General features: G+C 67.6%; 20 protein-coding genes and 1 pseudogene. 10 read left to right on the forward strand and 11 right to left on the reverse strand.

Going from position 1 to position 25,524, the window contains the following annotated elements:
• Positions 1 to 254 precede the first annotated feature (254 nt).
• Positions 255 to 2,141 (forward strand): DNA topoisomerase IV subunit B, encoded by a 1,887-nt coding sequence (gene parE, locus G332_RS0111800; protein WP_019627195.1) that lies wholly within the window; start codon positions 255 to 257, stop codon positions 2,139 to 2,141.
• A gap of 63 nt (positions 2,142 to 2,204) precedes the next feature.
• Here parE and G332_RS0111805 read toward each other — a convergent pair whose 3' ends face one another.
• A complete protein-coding gene (locus G332_RS0111805) occupies positions 2,205 to 3,371 on the reverse strand; it encodes a glycerate kinase (protein ID WP_081619810.1) in 1,167 nt (388 codons plus the stop codon).
• Positions 3,372 to 3,631: 260 nt separating this feature from the next.
• On the opposite strand from G332_RS0111805, the gene G332_RS0111810 reads away from it, so the two are divergent.
• The 4 genes and pseudogenes from G332_RS0111810 to putP all read left to right on the forward strand — a co-directional run bounded on the left by G332_RS0111810 (position 3,632) and on the right by putP (position 10,340).
• Positions 3,632 to 4,267 carry a Spy/CpxP family protein refolding chaperone gene (locus tag G332_RS0111810; RefSeq protein WP_026340828.1) on the forward strand — a complete coding sequence of 212 codons (636 nt, stop codon included), beginning with the start codon at positions 3,632 to 3,634 and terminating at the stop codon, positions 4,265 to 4,267.
• A 69-nt stretch (positions 4,268 to 4,336) separates the two neighbouring features.
• Positions 4,337 to 4,980, forward strand: a pseudogene (locus tag G332_RS12960) (cupin domain-containing protein).
• Between the two features lie 97 nt (positions 4,981 to 5,077).
• On the forward strand, positions 5,078 to 8,761 hold the full coding sequence (gene putA / locus G332_RS0111820; RefSeq protein WP_019627199.1) for a bifunctional proline dehydrogenase/L-glutamate gamma-semialdehyde dehydrogenase PutA: 3,684 nt from the start codon (positions 5,078 to 5,080) through the stop codon (positions 8,759 to 8,761).
• 103 nt (positions 8,762 to 8,864) lie between these two features.
• Positions 8,865 to 10,340, forward strand: coding sequence for a sodium/proline symporter PutP (gene putP / locus G332_RS0111825; RefSeq protein ID WP_019627200.1), 1,476 nt, complete (start codon positions 8,865 to 8,867; stop codon positions 10,338 to 10,340).
• On the opposite strand, the gene G332_RS0111830 is transcribed toward putP, so the two are convergent.
• Together G332_RS0111830 and G332_RS0111835 are read right to left on the reverse strand one after the other, a co-directional pair.
• On the reverse strand, positions 10,341 to 10,679 hold the full coding sequence (locus G332_RS0111830; RefSeq protein ID WP_019627201.1) for a GIY-YIG nuclease family protein: 339 nt from the start codon (positions 10,677 to 10,679) through the stop codon (positions 10,341 to 10,343).
• Between the two features lie 14 nt (positions 10,680 to 10,693).
• Positions 10,694 to 11,020 carry a DUF3634 family protein gene (locus tag G332_RS0111835; protein WP_019627202.1) on the reverse strand — a complete coding sequence of 109 codons (327 nt, stop codon included), beginning with the start codon at positions 11,018 to 11,020 and terminating at the stop codon, positions 10,694 to 10,696.
• Between the two features lie 289 nt (positions 11,021 to 11,309).
• On the opposite strand from G332_RS0111835, the gene G332_RS0111840 reads away from it, so the two are divergent.
• Both G332_RS0111840 and G332_RS0111845 read left to right on the forward strand, forming a co-directional pair.
• On the forward strand, positions 11,310 to 11,858 hold the full coding sequence (locus G332_RS0111840) for a glutathione peroxidase (protein WP_026340829.1): 549 nt from the start codon (positions 11,310 to 11,312) through the stop codon (positions 11,856 to 11,858).
• A 580-nt stretch (positions 11,859 to 12,438) separates the two neighbouring features.
• Positions 12,439 to 13,386, forward strand: coding sequence for a hypothetical protein (locus G332_RS0111845; protein ID WP_019627204.1), 948 nt, complete (start codon positions 12,439 to 12,441; stop codon positions 13,384 to 13,386).
• Between the two features lie 501 nt (positions 13,387 to 13,887).
• On the opposite strand, the gene G332_RS0111855 is transcribed toward G332_RS0111845, so the two are convergent.
• Both G332_RS0111855 and G332_RS0111860 read right to left on the reverse strand, forming a co-directional pair.
• Complete coding sequence (locus G332_RS0111855; protein WP_019627206.1) at positions 13,888 to 14,220, reverse strand: DUF3634 family protein; 333 nt, start codon at positions 14,218 to 14,220, stop codon at positions 13,888 to 13,890.
• 93 nt (positions 14,221 to 14,313) lie between these two features.
• The gene (locus tag G332_RS0111860) at positions 14,314 to 15,261 is read right to left on the reverse strand and encodes a nitroreductase family protein (protein WP_019627207.1); all 948 of its coding nucleotides are present in this window, start codon (positions 15,259 to 15,261) and stop codon (positions 14,314 to 14,316) included.
• A 306-nt stretch (positions 15,262 to 15,567) separates the two neighbouring features.
• On the opposite strand from G332_RS0111860, the gene G332_RS0111865 reads away from it, so the two are divergent.
• Positions 15,568 to 16,191, forward strand: a complete 624-nt coding sequence (locus tag G332_RS0111865; RefSeq protein ID WP_019627208.1) for a hypothetical protein — start codon at positions 15,568 to 15,570, stop codon at positions 16,189 to 16,191.
• A 182-nt stretch (positions 16,192 to 16,373) separates the two neighbouring features.
• Here the strand turns inward: G332_RS0111865 and G332_RS0111870 are convergent, their stop codons facing one another.
• The 6 genes from G332_RS0111870 to G332_RS0111895 form a co-directional block, all read right to left on the reverse strand.
• Positions 16,374 to 17,234, reverse strand: a complete 861-nt coding sequence (locus G332_RS0111870) for a hypothetical protein (RefSeq protein WP_019627209.1) — start codon at positions 17,232 to 17,234, stop codon at positions 16,374 to 16,376.
• Between the two features lie 2 nt (positions 17,235 to 17,236).
• On the reverse strand, positions 17,237 to 19,348 hold the full coding sequence (locus tag G332_RS0111875) for a molybdopterin-dependent oxidoreductase (RefSeq protein ID WP_019627210.1): 2,112 nt from the start codon (positions 19,346 to 19,348) through the stop codon (positions 17,237 to 17,239).
• Between the two features lie 505 nt (positions 19,349 to 19,853).
• Complete coding sequence (locus G332_RS0111880) at positions 19,854 to 20,387, reverse strand: hypothetical protein (RefSeq protein ID WP_019627211.1); 534 nt, start codon at positions 20,385 to 20,387, stop codon at positions 19,854 to 19,856.
• A gap of 468 nt (positions 20,388 to 20,855) precedes the next feature.
• On the reverse strand, positions 20,856 to 21,572 hold the full coding sequence (locus tag G332_RS0111885; protein ID WP_019627212.1) for a nuclease-related domain-containing protein: 717 nt from the start codon (positions 21,570 to 21,572) through the stop codon (positions 20,856 to 20,858).
• Positions 21,573 to 21,859: 287 nt separating this feature from the next.
• Positions 21,860 to 23,212 carry an ATP-binding protein gene (locus tag G332_RS0111890; protein ID WP_019627213.1) on the reverse strand — a complete coding sequence of 451 codons (1,353 nt, stop codon included), beginning with the start codon at positions 23,210 to 23,212 and terminating at the stop codon, positions 21,860 to 21,862.
• Entirely contained in the window at positions 23,209 to 23,940 is a 732-nt protein-coding gene (locus tag G332_RS0111895) for a response regulator (RefSeq protein ID WP_019627214.1), read from the reverse strand. Before G332_RS0111895 ends, G332_RS0111890 begins: the two co-directional genes overlap by 4 nt.
• 170 nt (positions 23,941 to 24,110) lie before the next feature.
• Between G332_RS0111895 and G332_RS13720 the strand changes: the two genes are divergently transcribed.
• Positions 24,111 to 24,263 (forward strand): hypothetical protein, encoded by a 153-nt coding sequence (locus G332_RS13720; protein ID WP_019627215.1) that lies wholly within the window; start codon positions 24,111 to 24,113, stop codon positions 24,261 to 24,263.
• Positions 24,264 to 24,904: 641 nt separating this feature from the next.
• Entirely contained in the window at positions 24,905 to 25,111 is a 207-nt protein-coding gene (locus G332_RS0111905; protein WP_026340830.1) for a hypothetical protein, read from the forward strand.
• The last annotated feature ends 413 nt before the right edge of the window (positions 25,112 to 25,524 follow it).

Raw genomic sequence — 25,524 nt, forward strand, 5'->3', positions numbered from 1 at the left:
GGCTTTGGTACGCTGCGCACCAGGCCGCCCACCCGCTGCCGCGAGGCGCGCCGCATCGGCTGTGCATACGCGTGCCCTGTGGATTGCGCGGTGATTGCGAGGCGAGGCAGCCGAGAAGCCATCGGGCTGAACGCTGGCAGTCTGGTGCGGGGGCGGATCAGAAGCCTGCTTCGTCGCTTTGCCCCTCGCCATGACGGTGTCTTTCCGGTCGACGGGGCCGGCGGCGAGGGCATGATCCATAAAGGGGTTCCTGTGTGAGCTATTCCGCATCCGATATCGAGGTCCTCGAGGGGCTGGACCCGGTGCGCAAGCGCCCGGGCATGTACACCGACACCACCCGCCCGAACCATCTGGCGCAGGAGGTGATCGACAATTCGGTGGACGAGGCGATCAGCGGCCACGCGAAGCGGATCGACGTGGTCCTGCACAAGGACGACTCGGTCTCCGTGTCGGATGACGGCCGCGGCATGCCGGTGGATCTTCACCCGCGCGAGAACCGTCCGGGGGTCGAGGTGATCCTGTCCACGCTGCATGCGGGCGGGAAGTTCTCCGACAAGAACTACCAGTTCTCCGGCGGTCTGCACGGGGTGGGCGTCTCGGTGGTCAATGCGCTGTCGCAGCAGCTCGAGGTGCAGATCAAGCGCGACGGTCGCGAGTACCGCATGGCCTTCGCCGGCGGCCACAAGACGCAGGACCTGGAGACGGTAGGAGAGGTCGGCAAGCGCAATACCGGCACCACGCTGCACTTCTGGCCGGACCCGCAGTACTTCGACTCGGCGAAGTTCTCGGTGCCGAAGCTCAAGCACATCCTGCGCGCCAAGGCCGTGCTGTGCCCGGGTCTGACCGTCACCTTCCGCGACGCGATCACCGGCGAGGCCTGCGAGTGGTGCTATCAGGCGGGGCTTCGCGACTATCTGGTGGAGGCCCTGGATGGCCTGGAGTGCGTGCCCGAGGAGCCGTTCATGGGCTCGGTCTCCGGGGCCACCGAGGCCGCCGACTGGGCGGTCACCTGGTTGCCGGAGGGCGGCGAGGTGGTCAGCGAGAGCTACGTGAACCTGATCCCGACCACCCAGGGCGGGACGCATGTGAACGGCCTGCGCACGGGTTTGACCGACGCCGTGCGCGAGTTCTGCGAGTTTCGCAGCCTGCTGCCGCGCGGCATCAAGCTGGCGCCGGAGGATGTCTGGGAGCGGGTCGCCAGCGTGCTGTCGTTCAAGATGCAGGACCCGCAGTTTGCCGGGCAGACCAAGGAGCGCCTGTCCTCGCGCCAGGCCGCGCCGTTTGTCTCCGGCGTGGTCAAGGACGCGTTCAGCCTGTGGCTGAACCAGCACCCGCAGCAGGGCGAGCGCATCGCCGAGCTGGCGATCCAGAGCGCGCAGAAGCGCAGCCGCGCCGGGCGCAAGGTGGTGCGCAAGAAGGTCACCCAGGGCCCGACCCTGCCGGGCAAGCTGGCCGACTGCGCCAGCCAGGACCTGGAGCGCACCGAGCTGTTTCTGGTCGAGGGCGACTCCGCCGGTGGTTCCGCCAAGCAGGCGCGCGACCGCGAATTCCAGGCGATCATGCCCCTGCGCGGCAAGATCCTGAACTCCTGGGAGGTCGATCCCGACCAGGTGCTGGGTTCCCAGGAGATCCATGACATCTCCGTGGCCCTGGGGGTGGACCCGGGCCAGGCCAGCCTCGACGGGCTGCGTTACGGCAAGGTCTGCATCCTGGCCGACGCCGACTCCGACGGCGCGCACATCGCCACCCTCCTGTGCGCGCTGTTCCTGAAGCACTTCCGTCCGCTGGTGGAGCGCGGGCATATCTACATCGCGATGCCGCCGCTGTACCGCGTGGATGTCGGCAAGCAGACCTTCTACGCGCTGGACGACGCCGAGAAGGCCGGCGTGCTGGAACGCATCGAGGCGGAGAAGATGAAGGGCAAGGTCGCCGTGACCCGCTTCAAGGGCCTGGGCGAGATGAACCCGCTGCAACTGCGCGAGACCACCATGAATCCGGATACGCGGCGCCTGGTCCAGCTAACGCTGGATGCCGCCGACGACACCCAGCAACTGATGGACATGCTGCTCGGCAAGAAGCGCGCGGCTGAACGCCGTGCCTGGCTGGAAGGCAAGGGCCACCTGGCCGACGTCGCCGTCTGACGCCAGGCGCCCGGCCTCCCAGCTCAACGTCATCACGTACGAGCGCGTTCAGTGGAATGATGTTCAGTCCGGTGCGGATGGTGAATCGGTCGGGTGACGGGCCTCGACCAGAGTGCGGGTGCGCTCGGCGATGTAGCGCGCGGGGTGGGCCAGGGCTGCGTCCAGGGTGATGCTGCCGTCGCACAGGGCGCGGGCATCGCTTAGGCCAAGGGCGGCCAGTTCGGCCGGGTCGCAGGCGATGGAGCCGGCCACCGCCACGACCGGCACCTGCTGCGCGCGGGCGCGACGCAGCACTTCGGCGACGACCTTGCCGTGCGCGGTCTGCCCGTCGAGCCGGCCCTCGCCGGTGATGACCAGGTCGGCCTCCCGCAGTGCGGCAGCCAGTCCGATCAGCTCGGCCAGGTAGCCGGCGCCCATGCGGGCGCGACCGCCGAGGACGCAGTCCAGTGCGAAGCCGAGCCCGCCCGCGGCGCCGGCCCCCGGGGTGTCGACGGGCCGCTGCAACTGCCCGGCTGCCTCGATCGCGGCGGCCAGGCGCTCCATGTGGGCATCCATGGCCGGGATGTCCGCGGTCTCCAGACCCTTTTGCGGTCCGAACACGGCCGCCGCGCCATGCGGCCCGGTCAGCGGGTTGTCGACGTCGTTCAGGATGGTGATGTCGACGCGGGCCAGGCGCGGGTCCAGCCAGTCGAAGTCCGCCTGTTGGAGATCCGCGAGGGCCTCGGGGTGGGGCGGCAGGCGCCGCCCCTGGGCATCGAGGAAACGCACGCCCAGCGCGGCCAGCATGCCCGCGCCGCCGTCCACCGTGCCGCTGCCGCCGAGACCGATCAGCAGGTGTTCGGCGCCCGCGTCCAGAGCGGCCCGCATCAACTCGCCGACCCCGAAGCTGTGGAGTTGCCAGGGGTTGTGGCGATCGTCGGGGATCCGGTCCAGGCCGCAGGCGGAGGCGACATCGATCACCGCGCGCCGCTCGCGATGATCGCAGCCCCAGCCGGCGCTCAAGTGGGCACCGGTGGGGCTGGTCACGTCGGACAGGTGCCAGGCCCAGCCGAGGGTGTGGCTGACCAGGCGGGCCGTGCCCTCGCCACCATCGGCCATGGGCAGGGCGCGTACCCGGGCATCCGGGCGGGCCGCGTGCACGCCCCGGGCCATGGCGGCCGCTACGTTCTCGGCCTCGAGACTTCCCTTGTAGCTGTCCGGGCAGACGACGACCCGGAATGGGTCAGACACGGATCAGCCCCGGCATATAGATGATGCTCATCCGCATTCCCCTGGTGAGCGTCCTGGACGCAATGGCAACCTTACAATCAAAGGCGGGTGGGTAGCACCCGCACCCGCGGCCCAACGCGCTGGATGTCGGAAAACCGGGTATTCATCCCGCAACTTATCGAACCCAGCGCTCGGGCGGCCGCTGTGGATCCGAAACCGGTCTGGAACGGCGTGGCGGCTGCCGAAACGACCTGGGGTGATCCCGCGCTCCGAGGGCTACAATGCGAACCCTTTCCATTGTTGAGGAGTCTGCCATGGAGTGCGTATTCCGCTTTTCCGGGTGGCTGGTTGTGGGGCTTGCCCTGGTCGTTGCGGCGCCGGCTGCGGCCAATCCGTACTCCGAATTGCAGGCACGCGAGATCAAGGCACTCTCCGCGCAGGAGACCGAGGATCTGCTGGAAGGCCGGGGTATGGGCATGGCGCTGCCGGCCGAGCTGCATGACTATCCGGGGCCAATGCATGTGCTGGAGGTGGCCGATTCGCTGGAGCTGACGCCCGAGCAGCGGCGCGAGACCGAGCGCCTGTTCGTGGCGATGCGGGAGCAGGCGCGCGATATCGGCCGACGCATCGTGGAGCGGGAGCGGGAACTGGATGCGCGCTTCGCGGAGGGCGGGATCAGCAGCGCGACCATCGAGTCGCTGACCGTCGAGATCGGCGAGCTGCGTGGCCGCCTGCGCCACGTGCATCTGTCCTACCACCTGGAGATGGACGCGCTGCTCGACGCGGAGCAGAAGGCGCGCTATCGAGAGGCCCGTGGCTATCAGGGCGAGTCCGGTGGCTCGCCAGGGGCGCATTCCGGGGGCGGCCATCATAACCATCACGGTCATCATCCGGGGCATGAGGGGCACCACCACTGAGCGCCTGCTCCCTGTCCAGGAACTAACAGCGGGTCGCGTGTTCGACTGGGGAGGTGAACGGAGCGCGCGATGGAAGCCCTGAATCTGGATCTGCAACAGCCGGTGGTGGTGGAGACGGCCGCCATGTCGTGGAGCGGCAGCCGCGCCGAAGGCGTGGTGCGCAAGCCGCTGGAACGCGAGCTGGCGGAAGCGGGCCGCGCCACCAGCGTCGTGCAGTTCCAGCCCGCTTCCCGCCGCACACCCACGCGCTGGGCGAAGAGATCCTGGTGCTGGACGGCGTGTTCTCCGACGAGGACGGGGACTATCCCGCTGGCACCTACCTGCGCAACCCGCCCGGGTCCCGCCACGCGCCGCACTCGGACCCCGGCTGCACATTGTTCGTGAAGCTCGAGCAGTTCGCCCCGGAGGACCGCGACAAGGTGGTGGTGGATACCCGTTCGGCGCCGTTCCAGCCGGGTATTGGCGGGCTGCGGGTCCTGCATTTGCACAGCTTCGGGACCGAACACACCGCACTGGTGCACTGGCCGGTTGGCGAACATTTCCAGCCCCATCGGCATTGGGGCGGGGAGGAGATCCTGGTGCTGTCCGGCGAGTTCATTGACGAGCACGGACGCTACCCAGCCGGTACCTGGATGCGCAGCCCGCACCTCAGCGAACACAACCCCTGGGTGGAACAGGAGACCCTGATCTACGTGAAGACGGGGCATCTGTGACCCTGGGGCCCTCGGGGGTCCCGGGCGCGCCCGTCTATGCTTCCAGTCAGAGACCGGCGCCCGGTCGAGCCAACCCCGACACCGCAGGAGCAGGCCGATGACGCAGCCCCACACCCGCCCGCACCCGGCGCCCGATCCCCACCGTGCCCGCATCCGTGAGGCCTGCACGGCCGACGAGGCGGCCGTACTGCGGGAGTTGCGCGGCGGCATCCGGCTGGATGCCGAGGCCCGCGTGCGGATTGCCACCGAAGCCGCGCGCATCGTCGAGCGGGTACGCGCCGAGACCACGCCATCGATGATGGAGAGCTTCCTGGCCGAGTACGGCCTGTCCACCGAGGAGGGAGTTGGGCTGATGTGCCTGGCGGAGGCGCTGCTGCGGGTGCCGGATGCCGAGACCATCGACGAGCTGATCCAGGACAAGATCGAGCCCTCCGACTGGGCGGCCCACCTCGGGCATTCGTCGTCTCCGCTGGTGAATACCTCCACCTGGGCGCTGATGTTGACCGGCAAGATGCTGAACGACGATCCGCAGCGCCCGGCCGCCGCGCTGCGTGGCCTGATCCGGCGCGTCGGCGAGCCGCTGGTGCGCACGGCCGTCGCACAGTCGATGAAGCTGCTCGGTCGCCAGTTCGTGCTCGGCGAGACCATCGCCCGGGGCATGCGCAATGCCCGCGAGATGGAACGCGAGGGCTACACCTACTCCTACGACATGCTGGGCGAGGCCGCGCGCACCGATGCCGATGCCCGCCGCTATCACCAGGCCTATGCCACGGCGATCGCCGAGATCGCGAACCAGGCGCAGGGCGACGTGCGCTCCAGCCCCGGCATCTCGGTCAAGCTCTCCGCGCTGCACCCGCGCTACGAGTACACCCAGTGCGCGACGGTCATGGCGGAGCTGGTGCCGCGGGCGCGGGAGCTGGCGCGGCAGGCCGCGCGTGCCGGCATCGGGTTCAATATCGACGCCGAGGAGCAGGACCGTCTGGACCTGTCGCTGGATGTGATCGAGGCCCTGCTGGCGGACCCGGAGCTGGAGGGCTGGGACGGCTTCGGCGTGGTCGTGCAGGCCTACGGCCGCCGCGCGGCCCCGGTGATCGAGGCGCTGTATGCGCTGGCGCAGCGGCTGGACCGGCGCATCATGGTGCGTCTGGTCAAGGGCGCCTACTGGGATACCGAGATCAAGCAGGCCCAGGAGCTGGGCGTGGAGCGCTTCCCGGTCTTCACCCGCAAGGTCAACACGGATGTCAGCTACATCGCCTGTGCGCAGATGCTGCTGGACCGCCGCGACCGCATCTACCCGCAGTTCGCCACCCACAACGCGCACACCTGCGCGGCGGTGTTGGCGATGGCCGGCGACGCCCGCGAGAGCTTCGAATTCCAGCGTCTGCACGGCATGGGGGAATCGGTGCACGCGATCGTCAAGGCGACCGCCGGCACCCGCTGCCGCATCTACGCGCCGGTGGGGGCGCACCGCGACCTGCTGGCCTACCTGGTGCGGCGCCTGCTGGAGAATGGCGCCAACAGCTCGTTCGTCAACCAGGTGGTGGACAGCAGCATCCCGCCCGCGGAGATCGCGCGTGATCCACTCGCCGACCTCGACGCGCTGGGCGACGCCGTGGCCAACCCGGCCATCCGTGACCCGGTCGATCTCTACCGGCCACAGCGACAGAACTCGCGCGGATACCGCGTCAACGAGCCGGCCTCCATCCTGCCGCTGCTGACCGCGCGCGAGGCATTCGCGCAGACCCAGTGGCAGGCGGCGCCCATGCTGGTGGAGGGTCACGCGGCGCAGGGCGCGCCGCGCGCCGCGTTCTCCCCCGCCGATCCCGGTGCCGCGGTCGGTGAGGTCCGCGAGGCCACGGCGGAGGAGGTCGAACAGGCGCTGGGGGCGGCCCTGTCCGGGTTCGTCGACTGGTCGGCGCACCCGGTGAAGGCGCGCGCCGACCTGCTGCGGGCGATCGCGGATCGTTACGAGGAACACGCCCCGGAACTGATCGCACTGGCCAACCGCGAGGCCGGCAAAACCGTCTGGGACGGCATTGCCGAGGTGCGCGAGGCGGCCGATTTCCTGCGCTACTACGCGGGCGAGGCCGAACGCCTGGGGCAGGAGGCGGAGCTGGAGCCACGCGGCGTGTTCGTCTGCATCAGTCCGTGGAATTTCCCCCTGGCGATCTTCACCGGGCAGGTCGCCGCGGCCCTGGCCATGGGCAATACCGTGGTTGCCAAGCCGGCCGAGCAGACCCCGCTGATCGCCGCCCGCGCGGTCGAGCTGATGCGTGCGGCCGGTCTCCCGCAGTCGGCCCTGCAGCTGCTGCCGGGTGATGGCCCGACGGTGGGCGGGCCGCTGACCGCCGACCCGCGCATTGCCGGGGTCTGCTTTACCGGCTCCACCGAGGTCGCGCAGCGGATTCACCGCAGCCTGGCGGACAACGCCGGGCCGGATGCGGTCCTGATCGCCGAGACCGGCGGGTTGAACGCGATGATCGTGGACAGCTCGGCGCTGACCGAGCAGGCGGTACGCGACATCCTGGCCTCCGCCTTCCAGTCCGCCGGGCAGCGCTGCTCGGCGCTGCGCATGCTCTATGTGCAGGACGAGGCCCACGACCGCCTGCTGGAGATGCTGCAGGGCGCGATGGACGCGCTGAGCATCGGCGATCCCTGGCAGCTGGCGACCGACGTCTCGCCGGTGATCGATGCCGAGGCGCAGGCGGATATCCGTGACTACCTGCGGGCGCAGGAGGAGCAGGGGCGGCTGCTGAAGTCCCTGCCGGTGCCGGAGCAAGGCCGCTTTGTCGCACCGTCCATCGTCCGGCTGTCCGGGATTGGCGAGCTGGAACGCGAGGTGTTCGGACCGGTGCTGCACGTGGCGCGTTTTCGGGCCCGCGAGCTGGACGCGGTGGTGGATGCCATCAATGCCCGCGGCTACGGCCTGACCTTCGGTCTGCACACCCGCATCGACGACCGCGTGCAGCAGGTCGTGGAACGCCTGCGCGTGGGCAACCAGTACGTCAATCGCAACCAGATCGGCGCCATCGTCGGCTCGCAGCCGTTCGGCGGCGAGGGGCTCTCTGGCACCGGGCCGAAGGCGGGCGGGCCGCTGTACCTGACCCGTTTCGCCCGTCGCGCATCTGTTGCCACGGAGCTGCCGGAACCCCCGGGAGCGGGCGCGCCGGCGGGGTGGGTGGCCCCACAGCGCCTGCAGCAGGCCCTCGACGACCTGGACGGGAGCGATTGGGCCAAGCGCACCGACCGCATGCACCTGTTGCGCGAGGCGCTGCCCGAGCGCACGGGTCTGCTGCGCAAGGCTCTGGCGGAGACCGCGGCCTTCGACACGAGCCCGCAGACGCTGCCGGGCCCGACCGGCGAGAGCAATCGCCTGCGCCTGTATCCCCGCGGCCCGGTGCTCTGCCTGGGCCCGGGTGCGGAGATCGCGCTGGCGCAGGCGGTGCAGGCGCTGGGGGCGGGCTGCCCGGTGATCATGCTGGCGCCGGGGGCCGAGCGCGCGGCGCGCGCGCTGCGCGGGAAGGGCGTACCGCTGGTCGGGATCGACGGCGCGCTGGAACCGGACACACTGGCCGCGCTGGAGGGGCTGGTCGCGGTGGCCGCAGCCGGCGCGAGCGACTGGACCCGAGCGCTGCGTCAGGCGCTGGCACAGCGCGACGGACCGATCATTGCGCTGGAAACCGCCCTGATCGCGCCCGAACGCTTTGTGGTGGAGCGCCACCTGTGCATCGATACGACGGCCGCCGGCGGCAACGCCAGCCTGCTGGCGGCGGCCGACTGAGAGACACCTCGGGGGCACCGCCGAATGCGGATGCGTCCTCTACACTCGACCCAGACGCGAACGACACAACAAGGGCCTTCGGCCTGATACAAGGAGATGCTCCATGGATATCAACATGCCGATGCCTACCCTGGTGACCTTTGCCGCCTATCTGGCGGCCATGCTGGTCCTCGGGATCGCGGCCTACCGCACGACCACCACGCTCTCGGACTACGTACTTGGCGGGCGCCGCCTGGGACCGGGGGTGGCCGCGCTGAGTGCCGGGGCCTCGGACATGAGCGGGTGGCTGCTGCTGGGGCTCCCCGGTGCGATCTACGTGTCCGGCCTGTCCGAGTTATGGATCGGGGTGGGGCTGGTGGTCGGGGCGCTGCTGAACTGGCTGTTCGTGGCCGGGCGCCTGCGCCGCTTCACCGCGCTGGCGAAGGACTCCCTGACCATCCCGGATTTCCTCGAGAACCGCTTCGAGGACCGCACGCGTATCCTGCGCGTGGTCTCCGCGATCGTGATCCTGGTGTTCTTCACCCTGTACATCTCCGCCGGGCTGGTCGGGGGCGGGCTGCTGTTCCAGAGCTCGTTCGGCATGGACTACGAGACCGCCGTGTGGGTCGGCGCCATCGTGATCATCAGCTATACCTTCCTCGGCGGCTTCCTGGCGGTCAGCTGGACCGACTTCCTGCAGGGCATCCTGATGTTCCTGACGCTCCTGGTGGTGCCGATGTTCGCGGTGGTGCTGGTCGGTGGCTGGGGCAGTGTGCAGAGCGAGGTCGTCGCCGTGGATCCGACGCATGTGCAGGTGCTGCAGGGCATGACCTTCCTCGGCATGATCTCGCTGCTGGCCTGGGGGCTGGGCTATTTCGGCCAGCCGCATATCCTGGCGCGCTTCATGGCGCTGCGCTCCGAGCGCGACGTGCCGCGCGCCACGCTGATCGGCATGACCTGGATGGTCCTGGCCCTGATCGGCGCGGTGGCTACGGGCTACATGGGGATCGCCTACTTTGCCGACGCGCCGCTGGCGGACGGCGAGACCGTGCTGATCGAGCTGATCCGCGCGCTGTTCAATCCGTGGGTGGCGGGCATCCTGATGGCAGCGATCCTCGCCGCGATCATGAGCACCATCGACTCGCAGCTGATCGTCTCCGCCAGTGCGATCACCAACGACTTCTACCGCGGCATCCTGCGCACCGAGGCGGGGGCGACCGAGCTGGTGTGGATCAGCCGCGCCGCCGTGCTGGGCGTGTCGCTGGTGGCCCTGCTGCTGGCGATGGCGCCGGAGGCCGGGGTGCTGGACCTGGTGGCCTACGCCTGGGGCGGCTTTGGCGCGGCCTTCGGCCCGGTGATCATCCTCGCGCTGTACTGGTCGCGGATGACGCGCAACGGGGCGCTGGCCGGCATGGTGGTCGGCGCGGTTACCGTGATCCTCTGGAACCAGGCCGAGGGCGGGCTGTTCGACGTCTACGAACTGCTGCCCGGTTTCATCTTCGCGACCGTGGCCATCGTCGTGGTGAGCCTGCTGACCGGCAAGCCCTCCGCCTCGGTGCAGGAGCAGTTCCGGCACTCGCGCCAGCAGCCGCTGGAGTAGTCACGTCGCCGAGGGCAGCCGGCAGACGCTGGCGGCGTTCGCCCAGTCGCGGGCGAGGGCCCGCTTGGCGGCGGGGCTGTAGCGCTTGATGCGCAGTTCCATGCGCAGCGCCTCGCCACGGGAGCTGAAAGGCCGCGCGGCGAGCAGCTGCCGCGGGCGGTGCATCCGGGTGAAACGGGCACCGCGTCCGCTGCCATGGGCGACCATGCGGGCGGCCAGACGCGGTGTTACCCCGGTGTAGATGCGCCCACCCGCACATTCCAGCAGGTAGACGAACCAGGCCCCGGTGTAGCGGCCGGTCTCCCCGGGCGTGAGAGTGGGCGCGGGGGCGCAAGCCACGGGCACGGCTTCGGTCAGCGCCGCTTCTTGCGGCGCTTGCGGCCTACCTTGATGCGCTGCAGGGCGTGCTGCAGTTCGGATCTGGCCTCTCGGGGTATCGAGGCCGATCCGCGCAGTTGCAGCCCCTGCTGGCGGCGCACGGCGGTCAGGCGGCCCTGCTGGATGCCGTAGCGGCGAACCACGTCCCGCGCCGTGTGCTGGAAGGCCTTGGGCGGACCGCCGCGGCGGACCCGCGGTTGCCCGTCCTTGATCTCGATGCTGAAGATGATGCTGACCTGCCAGATCAGCACGGCACCGGCTGCCAGCAGCAGCGCGATCATCAATAGCAGGGCCAGCAGCATGCAGGTATCTCCTTCCTTTGCCCAAGTGGGCCGCGCGGTACGCGGTTTGCAGTCCTCGCGGTCATCTGCCGCGTGCCCATAGTGTCGGTCCCGGGCCGTCGGAACACCACCCCCGGCCCGGCACTGGGGCATACCCACGCAGCAGATCATCCCCGAATCCGACAGGCTCCCGGGAGCCTGTGTTGTGGTTGAACGCGGTGGCGGGTGTGTTCATGAATCGGTGTTCCCCCCGGGAGAACCCGGGGACGCGGGCGTGGTCATAATGTCATTCTTCAATCGGAGCATTGCGATGTCCCTGTCTGCGCGGTTGCTGGCCCTGGCGTTGTCCCCGCTGTGTGCGGCGGTTGCCGTTGCCACGGAGCCGGATCGGTCGGCCCTGTTCGAGCACGAAATCGGCCGCCTGCATTCGTCCGAGATCGTCAATCTGCAGGAGCGGTTCCAGGGCGAACCGCTGCTGATCGTTAACACGGCCAGCCACTGTGGTTACACCGATCAGTTCGGTGGCCTGGAACGGCTTCACCGCGATTACCGCGACCAGGGGCTGAAGGTGGTCGGCTTCCCCTCGCATGACTTCAACCAGGAGGCGGACGACGAGGCCGAGACTGCGCGGGTCTGTTTCCAGAACTTCGGCGTGACCTTCGACATGTTCCGGCCGATTGGCGTGCGCGGTCACGATGCGCACCCGATCTTTCGTGAGCTGGCGCGTCAGGCCGACGCCCCGCGCTGGAACTTCCACAAGTACGTGGTCGACCGGGAAGGTCGGGTGGTTGCGCACTTCCCCAGCCGGGTCGGCCCGGACTCCGGCGAACTCCGTGGTGCGATCGAGGGCATCCTCTAGGGAGACGCGATTGAATCGCACGTCCGCGCTCGACTCGCTTTTGCGTGCGTTTAATGCGCGGTGACGGCCGTGCAGTCATTCTGCTACAGGAGAACCGCAACGCCGTTCCCGCGCCCGTTTTGATCAACAACGGGCGGCCGAGCCCCTCCTTTCACTGGCTTGCGGGGCTGGTGCCCCCCGATTCTGAATGAATATGGCCCGATCCTGCGTTGCGCCCCGAATCCATCGAAAACGGGCGGGTAGAACCACTATCCGCTGCACGACGCGCCTTGTCTCGGACAACAGGGGGCACCCACGCGGACGTGCGATTCAATCAGCGTCTCCCCGGGGGCCTGTCGGCCTGCCATTGCGGGCGCCTGCCCGGCGCCGGGCGCGGTGTTCGAGGTCGGGCAGGGGCACGGGCCTTCTGCGCCCTCGGCCCGTCGCAGGAATACTGTGAACTGTGTCAGTTTTCTTAACAGTCGGTCCCGGCGGCGATCGTCGGTCGGTTTGTAAGTAGTGGATTTTTAAATAGAAACAGAATTTGGAATGGAGCTTGCTTTTGCTATAGGGCCACCAGGCAAACTATGGAGAAGGGATCATGATTCACACCAAGAGCAAGTTCCGCGCCCATGCGGCCACAGCACTGCTGTTCTCGGCCCTGGCTGTTGCACCGGCCCATGCATCGGTTATCGAGGCCGAAAGCGAGGCCTTCGTCATTTCGTCGAGCATCTCGGTGCTCGGTAACAATCTGCTGGATGTGGGGCCCACACCACTGGCTTCCGGTACGGCTCCGGGCACTTATGATGAAACCGCGCAAACTGCCGGGCTGAACGTCGACGCTTCGCCGTTGGCCAACCTGAGTACTGGCATCCTGAACGCCACTGCGAGTTCCGACGTTGACGGGGGCAGTGGTATCCGGACCACATCGGCCAGTGCCGAGGTCGCGGGTCTTGGCCTGAGCCTGGTGGATTTGCCGTTGCTTGACCCGCTGATTGGACTGTCCGCCTCTGCGCTCGGATCGGAGGCAACCGTCAGCGGAGAGCACGGATCGCTGGTGGCGACCGGTAGTTCGCACCTGGCTGATCTGGGCCTCCAGATCGCGGGCACTAACGTGGATCTCGACGTGTCCGCCTCTGGCGAAGTGGACCTGGCACTCCCGGCCGGCCTTGCCGGAATCTCGTTGTTCCTTGATGAGCAGACCGTAACGGGTGATGGTGTCGAGGAGAAAGGGATCGATGTCAATGTCCTGCGGCTGAGCCTGGAGGCGGTGAATATTGCTTCGCTGCTGGACTTCGCCGGTATCGGGACTGGTGGTCTCGTCGGTGGTTTGCTGGAAGGTCTGGGCCTCACCGGCGGGTCTGTCCTGGCGGGCGATCTCACGATCTCGAGTTCCAGCGCCTTCATGCGAGCGGATGCCCCCACTGCCGTGTCGGCACCGGCTACTGTGCTGCTGCTGACCGTGGGGCTGCTGGCCCTTGTTGCCCTGCGGCGTAGTGGTCGCCTGCAGGTCCGTTCGCGTCCGTCCGCGCAGGGGCTGGCGGCGTAAACCCCGTCCGCGGACGGATCACCCTTCGGGCCAACAGCCGGTGCCACGTCGCCATCGTGCGGCGTGGCACCGGATTGTCCGCGGTTCGCAGTAATCCTCAGCAAGCGGTTCATCCGGGAAGCCCCGAACTCATACGCTCCGGTCGTTTTGAGGGGCCCCGGATGGACCGCCTGATCCGGTCCCATTTCCTGTGTTTGATTCCGCCCTGCGCGTCCATCGGCGGATAACCGAGGGCCTGCGCGGCCTGTTCGCGCCCTTCATGACCGGGATTCGTCTGCCCAGTATCCGGGATATTGCGCGGCGGTTCCTTTGATCAGGGTGCAGTGGACAGGTCCGACCTGCTCGGGGCATCCGTGCGTCCAGTCCGGGCGCAGATTCGCTCTCTTTCCGCACACCGCACACCGCACACCGCACACCGCGGAGGGGATCCCCGTAGGTGCCTGCGCGGTGGCATTCGAGCAACCCTTGCGCCCGTTCCCTCGCGCCGGTCCCGACGCGGCGTTATCCGGTCGCGCGCATGCCGCCGCCACCTCCGCCGCCCGGTGGTGGTGTCCACACATTGCGAAAGGCCTGGTGTGTCTTCTCCGGAATCTCACGGGAGAAGCGCAACTGCACACCCGTGCCGGTGCGCACGGCAGTGATTCGCCCCCGAGTTAGCCCGAATTGACGCGCGACGTCTGCGCAGCCACGCACGAATGCAGTCGGTGGCTTGCCGCTTCGCACGCGGGCCGCACCATCGCGCAGTTCTATCGCAAACACCTGCCGTGCATGCCAGAGCATCAGTGCCAGGCCAAGGCCCAGCAGCACAAACAGGATCAATAAGGTCAGCAGCATAACGGACAGGACTATTGGTCGGGAGAACAATAGGCACCCAGTGTAGCGCACGCCACGGCCGATCCTGCCTCCGGGCGTTGGTGGGCACTGGCTTCAGTGCTTTAAAAGCGTCTCCAGCGGACGTCGAGGCGTGGGGCGGGGTGTGCCATCCGGTCGGCCCAGCGCGAACAACAGTTGTGGCGGTCCCCCGCCCAGTAGCTGGGCGAGTTTCGGACGCCATTCGTTCTGCTGGATCGGTTGATTCAGATAGCGGGCGCAGAGCCCGTGGCGTGTCGCCTCCAGCAGTACGCGTTGCAGCGCCTGCCCGGTCATCAGCCACTGCATCGGGCCCTCGATCCGGGTGCCCAGCACCAGCAGCAATGGGGCGGCGCGGGCAGCGCGGGCTTCGCTGCCGGCCATGGCCCGGGCGGATACCAGATGGCGCATGCTCCAGCGGATCAGACCGCCGCCGAACCGGCTGACTGGCAGACCGTCGCCGTGGGAGGGCGCACGCATCCAGTACGCCAGTTCGTTGCGCCAGGCTGGGTCCTTCCACTGTGCCGCCGTCGCCGCCCGGACCTGTTCGACGACGGCCCTGCGGGCTTCGGGCTCCGTGATCGGGACCAGCCAGGCCCCTTCCTGGTAGGCGGCCTGTACGAGTGAGGTGACGATCTCCGCGGAGGGTGAGGCCGGGTGAAACCGGCCGCGCCAGGAATGGCGCACGTCGATCCAGTCCCTCAGGTGTGCCAGGCCCTGCCGGTCGGCACCGCCGCGGTGGCCGGTCAGCAGGCGTATGAACGGGCCATCCCCCGCCTGTTCCATGCGCAGGTTCAACCCCTGACCCTCTGCAGCGGCGGCTGTGCGCAGGTTCAGCACCGCACAGCCACAACTGATGATGCGCTCGCGCCCGGCCGGGTCGTTCACCGGCAGCGAACGCGCTGGATCGGTCCAGACCTCGATCCCCGCGCGGTGCACGCGGAACCGCCAGGGCTGGGTGTTATGCGAAGAGGGCGCCTGCCCGGCCAGACGCAGCCACTCGCGGATAACCGGGTCGATATCCATGTCGCTAACATACCGCCACTCTCCCACGCTCGCAGCCGCTTCGAGCGCGACAGGCTTCGGGTCTGATCCCCAGTCCGTTCGGTGGTGCGGTCGCGTTGGTCGATGCGGGACCTGCCGGAATGGATGGATCTATACTCGGGTCAGATGTACCGATATCCGCGATCGCGCAAGGAGGCGGGCATGTCCAGGCGAGGTTACGGGCCGGCGGCCCAGTGGCAACCGAATGGACCTGCCGCGCCCCCCGCTGGCAGGCGTGCGCAAGTCTCCGACAGGCCCGGGGCCTCGCCTCCGGGAGAGGAAACGCCAGTGGATGGGCTGCTTGAGTTCGAGCAGGTATCGCCGATTGAGCTGCTCCCGATTCTTGGCGCAAAGGCGGGCAGCATCGCGGAACTTCGGCAGTTCGGAACCTCGATCGCTCGTCTAGCCCGTCCGTCTGGCGGCTTTTTTGCCTGGTTCGGCAAGCCGGAGCTGCACTTTACCACCACACGCATGTATATGACTGCTTCGCCAGACGAGCGATTTTTCACGAAACTTCAGCACCATATCGCTTTTCTGGGGATGCCGCGGCGCCAGAAGCGCTGGCGCGCCGGTGCCGGCACGGTCACGCTGATCGAGGAGACCAGCACGGACCGCAAGACGTTGAGCGGGCTGTTCAGTTACCGCGACGAGCACTATCAGCTTAATGGCCAACGTGCCGACTGGAGCCGGCTATTCGACTATACCCTCCGGGACCGCCGTGACCTGGTCGCGACCTTTCGCCCCAAGGAGGGAATCGCCACGACAGGCGGCTGGTTTGTGGAAATGGTCCATCCGCGCCCGCTCGGGGCCATCGCCATTGCCTGCCACATGGCCCTGTGGCTGGAGGAAAGTGTTCGCAAAGGGGGTACCGGCGGCGGAGGGGGCCCGGCCGGCGGTGGAGGCGGTTGCTGATCTCGTATCGTGCCTGCCCCGCGACGGGAGTCCTGATGCTTGCCCCCTTGCGGCGTCATGGCAAGGAACGTCCTTGGTCCCTGCTCGCATCAGGACGCCCCGATACCCGCAGGAGCCTGCAAGCAGGTTCCTGCGGCATTGGGGGTTGTCGAACGGGTGTGATGCCGGAAACCACGCCGCGGTTATCCGGGATCTCGGGCGTCCGGGGCGGGGTGGCCGGTGAGGCGGCGGTAGAGGGCGAAGCCGGTGTCGCGGTCGGCGCTGCGCAGGATGGCGGATCGGCCCGGGGTTGAGGGATCGGGCTTCAGGTCGACTCCAGCGTCTTCGGCGGCGCGGAAATCGGCGTCCTCCAGTTCGATCCCGCCGAATACCGAGATGACGAAACCGCCGGGGATCGGCGGGGGCGGGGTGAAGGGTTCGCCGTCTGCCAGTGCGACCCAGGCGGGGATGAACGCCGGGCCGTAGAAGTCGAAGAAGCCGTTGGAGCCGCGCAGGTGGGCCTCGATCGGTCGCCCGCCGATCAGCTCGATGTTGCAGATGCCGCTGTAGCCGGTCAGGTTGCGCCGCACCCAGTCGGCGATCCACGGCTCCACCTCGGGCACGGCGGCACCGACCTCCCAGTAGATCGGGCGCGCGGCGTCCTTTTCGTCCGAGCCGCGGGTGTGGGCGAACCAGCGCACCTCGCCGTCCTCCACCAGGCAGTCGGTGCTGGTGTGGGCGCCCTCCAGGCGCTGGCACCAGAAGCTGCCGGGCTCGGCCGGCACCTCGCCGGCGGGAAGGGCACGCGCATCCAGCCCCATGCCGGCGAGGTTGGTGATCGGCTTCACGAACACCGTGTCCGCCGCGTCCAGCCCCACGTCCGTGGGCGCGACCCCGCAGGGCGCGGCCGTCAGGCCCGCATCCAGGGCCAGGCGCAGCTTGTCATAGACATGCCGATGCCCGGGGTTCAGGCGCCAGGCGGCGGCATCGGATACCGCCACCTCGCGGCGCGGCTCGGGCCGGAAGATGTGTCGACGCTCGGGGAGGACGCCGACGAAGGGCAAGGTCAGCCCGCCTCCGGCAGGCGTTGTTCGTGCCCGGCGCGCAGGCGTTCCACCTCGCACAGCAGCGACTTGAACGCGGGGAAGCCGCTGATCGGGTCGAGCTTGCGATCGTCGGTCAGCTCGTTGACGTTGGCGTGATTCCAGCCGTGCTGGCAGTGCGCCACGCCGGGCTTGATGCGATCGGTGACCTTCGCCACGAAGGCGACCCGCCCGCGCGGCGAGCGCACCTCCACGGTGTCGCCATCGGCGATACCGCGCGCCGCGGCGTCCTGCGGGTGCAGCTCCACCAGCGGCTCCGGCATCGCCCGGCGCATGCGCTCCAGGTACTGGTGCTGCGAGTGGGTGGCGTGCTTGTGGCGCGCGCCGCTGGTCAGCACCAGCGGATAGTCGCGCGCCAGTTCCGGCGTGGAAACCGGGCTCTCCGCCGGCTCGCGCCAGAGCGGCAGGCCGTCGTGCCCGGCCTCGCGTAGCTCGGCGGCATCGAATTCCACCTTGCCGCTGACGGTGCGGAAGCCGTGCAGGCGGTACTGGCGATCACTCTCCTCGAAGCCGTGCTCGACCATGTCGTCCAGGGCCTTCGCGAACACGGTCACTCCGTCCGGGTCGTTGTACACCTGCTCGCGGATGGTCTCGGGGATGCCCTCGGCCGCCTCGGCCCAGCTGGCTTCCAGCTCGCCGTTCCAGAACGGGTCCGCCATCCCGAGGCGCACGCCCAGCTCGAGGAACACCTCGGCGTCGGCGCGTGCCTCGCCACGCGGGGCCACCGCCTGATGCCGGTAGCGCAGCTCGCCGCGGAAGCTGCAGCCGGGATAGGCGATCAGCGCCGGGCGCTCGAGGCTGGTGGCGGCCGGCAGCACGATGTCCGCCATGCGCGTGGCCGGGTTGTGGAAGAAGTCCGACACGGCGAAAAAATCCAGCGCGCCCAGCGCCTGCTCCATGCGCTTCGAGTTCGGCCACATCGCGGTGTTGATGCCCATCGCCAGAAGCGCGCGCACCGGCTGCGGCTGGCCGTCGAGGATCGCGTTGGGCAGCAGCATGCTCTGCGCCGCCGGCCAGTGGGCCGTCCACACCGGGAAGGTCTCGTCGCCGATGCGCGGCGGAAGATTCTGTTTGCAGTGGTCGAACAGGTCGATCGGCTTCGGCGTGACCTTGTCGTTGAAGAAGCGGTTGCCACCCTCGCGGTCGATGTTGCCGGTGACCGCCGCCAGCAGGGTCACCGCGCGGTGATTCTGGAAGCCGTTGGAATGCTGCACGGTGGCGGTGGGCGAGAGCATGATCTGCGCCGGGGCGCGGGTCGCGTAGAGCTCGGCGGCGCGCTGCAGGTCGGCCTCCTCGATGCCGCAGATCGCCGCCACCCGCTGCGGCGGGAATTCGGCCACGTATTCGCGGAAGGCCTCCACCCCGTTGCCCCATTCGTCGAGGAAGGCCTGGTCCTGCCAGCCGTTCTCGAAGATCAGGTAGTGCATGCCCAGCGCCAGCGCCCCGTCGGTGCCCGGGCGGATCTGCAGATGCACCTCCGCCTGCTCCGCCAGCGGGGTCACCCGCGGGTCCACCACCACGGTGGCGCAGCCGGGGCGCGCCGCGGCCAGCGCATGCTGATGGAACGGCGGGATGGACCCGCGCGGGTTGGTGGACCACACCAGCAGGCAGCGGGTCGCATCCGAGGCCACGGTGGAGGAGGTCTTGATCTTGGTGCCGAAGGTCACCTCCTCCGCCACCTTGGTGGCGGAGAAGCAGCAGCCGCTCTCGGTCAGGTAGTTGGGCGAGCCGAAGGCATGCGCCAGGCGCTGCAGTTGCGGCCGCGCCTCCTTGGTGTAGCCGGCGAAGAACGCCGCCGCCGGGGCGCCGTGCGCGTCGCGGGTCGCGCGCAGGCGCTCGGCGATGGTATCCAGCGCCTCGTCCCAGGAGATGCGCTCGAACTCGCCGCTGCCGCGCGGTCCGGTGCGCCGCAACGGGTACAGCAGGCGTTCGGGATGGTTGCGCCGATCCAGCTGGACGTAGCACCGCGGACAGTCGGGGCCGTCGATCTTCACCGGATCGCCGGCGTTGTCCAGGGTCACGTCGATCGCGCAGTTGGCGTCGCATTCGTAGCAGGTGCTTTTCACGGTCGCCATCGCCGGAGGCCTCTCGTCTGCACATTCGGGAAAGAAGATAGAGCATATGCAAGGCCCCCGGGGGGCTGGCGAACAACGTCACGAACCCCGGGGGTGTCTGCAGGTTGTCAGGACATTGGAAACTCGGGCAGGGGGCAGGGCCTTCTGCGCTTGTGGTGGCCGCGAACAATGCCGTTGCAGCAATCCTCGAGCGGATACAGCGAGGTGCATCGCAATGCGTACAACATGTTGTCGCAGGACCTCGCGAGCCTGCGTCTGCAGCGGTCGGGATAATGCTTGTTCAACAGGAGGTCGAGATTGCCCGGCATTGATCGGGGGCGGCCATGGTCAAGCGTCGGGTGCAGGGATTACACGGCGGACCAATGTGGCCACCCGGAGGGCGGCTGTCCGCAACGCAGGCGAGCGCCTGGATCCGACCGATCCGGGCCGCAATCAGGGTTGGGGGCGCCCGGACGCCGGGGGTCCCGGAATCCGGCCGCTCCGAACCGGCGAGGGTGCGCCAGATTCAGAAATTAACGCCCACCTTGACCTGACCCAGAAGGTTGTCGGCATCGCCGCCACGAGTGAACTGCTGGCGCACGCTCGCGCCCGCAAACAGGGCGCCCTGGCGATATTCCACATCCGTCCCCAGCTGGAAGGCCCACATGCTGTCGGACGCGTCGTCCTCGGGGTTGGCCCGGACGTAACCAAAGCCGGGGCCAACGCCGTAGGTGAGGTTGCCGCTGCCGGCATACCAGCGCGGATTTACCTCAAAGGTCTGAAGTTTGAGGCCATCGTTGTCGAAACGGTTAAAGTTGAACTGTTGCCGGATGTTGCCCGCCGGCGGCGTGAACCAGGGGCAGTTCAGCGACAGCTGTGCACCCAGGGCGGTATCAGAACCCACCTCGGACACATCCACATTCATGGGCCCGGCGGTCGCCGCCAGCGTAAAATCGGGCGACCAGTCCGGATCCTGAACGGGCATCATGGACCAGCCGTCGGCCTGCGCTGTGCCCATCAGTCCCGCGCACAGCACCGCCATGGTGAAAGCCGTCTTCATATCGTCTCCTCGTTATGTTCTTGTCGTGGGGCTGGTTGTTCCAACCCCATGCGCGGCGATTATGGACAAGACCTGACGCGGTCGTCATCCGCAGTGCCCCGGCCTGCCCCGAACCCGGGCACCTCCGTCCTGCGTGACCGGAACGATATCCCGGTTGGGAACCCGGGTCCCCGTTGGGCTACCACAGTCCCGCAGGAGCCTGCTTGCAGGCGAACGCCCTTGCCAGAGTCGGACGCGGGCAGGGGCTTCGCCTGCAAGCAGGCTCCTGCGGTATGAGGGGTGCCGAACGGGGTGTCATTCGGGAAGCCGCGCAGCGGTTATCCGGGAACCCGGATGCCGGGGGCGCGACGGACGCTGGAGATCCCGGCTCTTCGCTGCGCTGCGGCCGGGATGACCGTGTGGCGGTTCGGAAGGGGCGGGTAGTCCCGTTCGACCGCTTCGAAAAATAAATCTGTCCCCGTTTTTGTTTTAGCCCTTCAATGCGGCAATGGCCCGGACCGTGTCCTCCTTGACCGGGCGCGGGCGCTCCGGGCGAAAGCGGCGGATGTATTCCACCAGTTCGGGTCCCTTCAGTACCGGCACGGAGAGCTCGGACGACCGCCCCAACGACGCCTCCGGGTGCGTGAACAGAACGATCGGCTGAATCCAGCGCTTGGCTTTGCGGCCCTTCAAGTATTCGCTCAGCAGCCACACCTGTTTCTTCACTTGCCGCACTGGGTTGCGCATCTGCTTGGTGTAGCGGCTGCCGCGACGCCCGGTCTTGTTCACGGTCCATTGCGCCGCCTGTTCGTCGCAGTCGATCGCCCCGCTGTTGTGTTTTACCTCGATCACGAACAGGGCCTCCGGCCCCGCTACCACCAGATCCGCCTCCGCCACGCCCGTGCGTGAGCGCTCGTCCGGAAGGTCGACCTGATTGAAGACCGTGAACGAGTCGGGAAGCTTCGCCAGGTATGCCAGCGCCGCATCTTCGCCCCGCGCGCCCGCCTCGATGACCGCACTGCCGCCAATGCTGGTGACCAGCGCCGCCAGAAATCCCAGCGCGACCAGCCCCGCCAGCGGATGCAGGAAAAACGCACCGAGCGCCACCGGCAGCCCCAGAATGAGCGCGAGGTTGCGGCCGCGTGTCTGGATCGCCTTCGACTCTTCAGTCAAACGGTTTGCGGTGACGTAGCGCGTATCGGCCATTTGTGCTGAACCTTTTCGGTATGTCCGGATTCGGGGGGCTGTCGGGTTCGGGGTGGCTTGGCCGCAGCGGGTGGGAGTGTGGCCCGTTTTCCCGGCCTATGGTTACATATCCGGCGTGGCCCTGAAGACAAGGCGGTATCCACTTTTCGCTCGGATGCCCATGTCGGGATTCGACAGCTTTGCAGGAGCCTGCTTGCAGGCGAAGCCCCTGCCCGTGTCCGGCCCAGGCAAAGGCATTCGTCTGCAAGCAGGCTCCTGCGGTATGGGGGTGCCGAGCGGTCGGAAAGCTAGTCTGTCCCCGATTTGGCTGTTTTGGGGTCCAGGGGTAATCGCACGCGGGCCTCGATCCCGCCGCCGGTACGCGGGATCAGGGAGACCGTCCAGCCGTTGCCTTCGGCGAGCTGGCGCGTGATGGCAAGACCGAGGCCGCTGCCACCCGTCTGTACGCTGCGTGAGGCCTCGAGCCTGTGGAATGGCTGGAATACGCTCTCGAGTTCGTCTTCGGGGATGCCGGGCCCGCGATCCAGGATGCGAATGGTGACGGCAGCCCCGCATTCCAGCGCGACCTCGATCGCTTCTTCGCCCGCGTAGCGCACGGCGTTCTCCAGAAGATTCGACAGGATGCGTTGCAGGGCGACCGAGTTCACCCGGCGGGTGCAGGAGTCGGGGGCGCTGCGGTACAGGATTCGGGCCTCTTCGCCACCGGCGTCGGCGATGACCTGTTCCAGCAGGGCATTGATGTCGACCGTCTGTTCTTCCCGAGTCTCGAGGTCCCGGCTCAGGGCCAGGGACTGGTGGATGATCCGGTCCATCGCCTGCAGATCGTTGCAGATACCTTCGATCAGTTCGGGATCAGGGCGCTCGCGCAGGATCTCGAGGGAGAGGCGGATTCGGGTGAGGGGGGTCCGCAGGTCGTGCGAGATGCCGGCCAGCAGGGTGGTTCGATTCGCCAGCAACTGATGAACCTTGAGGGCCATATTGTTGAAATTGCGAGCCAGAAGACGGACTTCACGCGGGCCTTTCTCGGGAATGGGCTCGGGTATCTGACCCTGCCCCACGCTGGAGACGGCGGTATAGAGGCGTCGAATGCGGCGCGTGGTGCCACCGGCCATGAACAGGGCGGTCAGCAGTACGAGCAGAAAGGTAATGAGCGCAACCGACAGGGCCCCTTCGACACGTTGAGTGGCCACCCGGTCATGGGCAAAGCCGATGCGCAGGTTCTGGTTGCCCAGTGCAAGATCAACCCAGTACCAGCGTTCCCCGTCGATGTCCTGTGGTCGCAGCGGGACATCGAAGCCAACCCGTTCCGACAGCGATTGCTGCACGAACCGGAGATACGGCAGGCGCAGTTTTTCCGCCGGGTCCAGGGGTTCGCTGGACTGGGTGATCCGGAGCCCGTGCTCACGTCGCAGGCGTTCGTTGAAGCCCCTGCGTGCGGGTGGGGGGATCTCGGCCCAGCTCCGGCCCGACAGCAACATCAATGCAGCCGTGTCGTCGGCCGCACTGCGCGCCAGGGGGAGAATGGTGAAGTGGGCGACGACACCAAGCGTCAGGATGGCGAAGGTCAGGAACGCCACGAGCAGGATGCTCGTGGTCCGTATGAAGATCGAGCTCGGCGCAAGCGACGTCAGCCACCTCATGCATTTGCCTCGGCGCCGTCCGGCGCGAACAGGTACCCGCGCCCCCAGACGGTGCGGATATAACGGGGCTGGCTCGGGTCGTCCTCGATCTTGCGGCGCAGCCGCGCGACGCGGACGTCGATGCTGCGATCGAATGGCTGGTGTTCATAACCCTTGATCAAGTCCAGCAGCGTGTTGCGGTCAAGGACCCGGCGGGGATGCTCCACCAGTACCCGCAGCAGCGTGAATTCGCCGGTTGTGAGCGGGACTTCCTCCTCGCCCCGAAGCAGGCATTGCGCACGGGTATGCAGCTCGAAGGGGCCAAAACGGCCAACATCGTCCTCTTCCGCAGAGGCCTGGTCTTCATGGACCGCACCGTGGCGTCTCAGGACCGCCCGTACCCGGGCCAGCATTTCCCGCGGATTGAAGGGCTTGGCGATATAATCATCCGCGCCGACCTCGAGCCCGACAATGCGGTCGATGTCCTCGCCACGTGCCGACACCATGATGACCGGCAGGCGGGTCTTGTTCACGATGCGGCGTAACAGCGACAGACCGTCTTCACCGGGCAGCATCACGTCCAGGATCAGCAGATCAAACGAGGCCTGTTCCAGCGCCGCGTCCATGCCGGTGCCGTCCGGAACCGCCGTCACGCTGTACCCCTGTTCTTCGAGGTAGCGCTGCAGCAGATCCCGCAGACCGGGATCGTCGTCAACCACAAGGATTTTCGGCGGGGCTGTTGTCTCCATGAGCGCTTCTGTAGACCTAACGGAAGTAGGGGTGAAACATCTTGTTACAAAGTTAGCAGATTAGGAAATCCTCATGTAACAGGCCATCCGTATCGTGAAGGCTGTGCAAGGTTCGGTACCAGCTGATCGTTGCACATATCGCGACATCGGCCCGTTACAGGAGATACACCATGCATTTTGATCATATTACTCTGATTGGCGTTGCTGCAGCGCTCGCAGTGGCCGCCGTTGTGGTCCGCTTGATGGCACAGGAGCCGCGGCGCGCTCGGGTTCATCAGCATCGACCGGGCATCAAGCCCAGCGAGATGAGCAACCAGCACTGATCTTCGCAGCCACTCCCACGCGCCTCACCCGTCCCTGTGGACCGGGGCGTGGCGCCCTCTTCGTCTCATTTTCTTCCGCGCTCCGGGGTACGCAATCGCGCGTTGCCCCGGAGCCGCTTCCTGCATGCCTCACTGCCCGGGTGGCCGTAACGTAACGGCGCCGGGCAGGCGCAAGGCGGACCAGTCCGGTCCCGCAGATGCCGTACCAGGCCGGACCAGGGGCATCTTCAAGCGCACCCTGAGTCCCGTGGCAAAACAAGGTGGGGCCTCGATAGCTCATATGGTCATCCCGGAGACCGCGCAGCGGTTATCCGCGATCTCGGCCGGCGGGGCAGGAGCGGATGTCGGAGATCCCGGCTCTCCGCTGCGCGGCGGCCGGGATGACTATATCAGGCGGATGCGCCTGCCAGAGCCGGGCGCGGGCAGGGGCGTCGCCTGCAAGCAGGCTCCTGCGGCATCGAGGTGCCGGTTGGGTTTTCATCCCGGATAACCGCTGCGGCTGAGATGATGGCTTGGTGCCCGGAACAGGATGAATGGTTTCATCTTTCTGGCCCGGAAAACCAGTCTCCCCTTTTTCACGCTTGTCAGAGGCCCCTCCAGTCGGTCAGGCTTGTCTCTCGTCCCGTTCGGAGCGATTGTCCATGCGCCTAAAGCACCTCGCGCGCCCATTGTTCGTAATGGCCCTCGTGCTGCCCCTGACCAGCGGCTGCACCGTCATCGGTGCCACCACAGCCGCGACCAGCGCTGCCGTCAGCGTCACAACCAGTACGGTCAAGGCCACCGGGCGCACCGCCGCAGCCGTCGGCCGCACCATCACCCCCAGCGGCAAGGACGACGAAGAAGAATAACCCCCCGTTCCAGACAGGCGTACCTTGCTGCCATCCCCCGGCTGCTCAGAGGCGAAAAGCAGGGCCAGCCCCCGACGCCGCCTGGAGCCATCCCGAAAGCCGCCCAGCGGTTATCCGGGCACTCGGCCAGTGAAGCAGGCACGAACCCGGGGTTCCCATGCCCCTCCATCCAATCCCAATACCTCCAGAGCGATCCGGTCCCGCAGGTGCTTGTTGCAAGCGAAGCCCCCGCCAGAGCCGGATGTTGCCCCCCCCTCGTACGGGGGCGAGTGTTCGAGGCAGTCGCCATCCCCGATAACCGCTGCGCTCCGGCCAGGATCGCTGTGTGGCGTCTGGAAGAGGGGGGATGCCCTCTCTTCTCCTGGCATTCGGTGCGCGGTCTCTCCCGCACGCGCAACCGATCCGCCCCGAAT

The organism is Thioalkalivibrio sp. ALJT, from assembly GCF_000381825.1.
In the GTDB taxonomy this organism is placed as follows: Bacteria; Pseudomonadota; Gammaproteobacteria; order Ectothiorhodospirales; family Ectothiorhodospiraceae; genus Thioalkalivibrio.